The following is a 330-nucleotide window of genomic DNA, read 5'->3' as shown; positions in this document are numbered from 1 at the left end:
CGCCCCGTCACATGGGTCCTCATCAAGGAGGTGAAGCAGGGGGATTGGGCCTTCGGCGTCCAGCCGCTGAAGGCTGCCGATGTCCTTGCGATGAAGGATGCGGCCTAGCGCGTCCGCCGCCTGAACGTGTCGCTCGCTTCCAGATGCGCATGGGCTTCCGTCAGCGCCTGGAAGCGGGCTTCATGCTCGCGGCTGCCCTTGTTGGTGTCGGGGTGATAGCGCCGCGCCAGCTGCCGGAACTTCGCCTTCACCTCGGCCATGTCCGCCGTTTCCGGCAGGCCCAGTTTCGACAGTGCCTGCCGGTCCTCGCGCGTCAGCGGGCTTTCGGCG

At 67.3% G+C, this 330-nt stretch carries 1 protein-coding gene; it reads right to left on the bottom strand.

Going from position 1 to position 330, the window contains the following annotated elements:
• Positions 1–104: 104 nt before the first annotated feature.
• A partial coding sequence (locus tag ACE3O8_RS07680; RefSeq protein WP_374388429.1) for a J domain-containing protein occupies positions 105–330 on the bottom strand: 226 nt, incomplete at its 5' end.

The sequence above is a fragment of the Sandaracinobacter sp. genome (genome assembly GCF_041909755.1).
Classification (GTDB): domain Bacteria; phylum Pseudomonadota; class Alphaproteobacteria; order Sphingomonadales; family Sphingomonadaceae; genus Sandaracinobacteroides.
The sequence above is the reverse complement of the archived record's forward strand: the minus strand, read 5'-3'. Positions and strand labels throughout refer to the sequence as shown.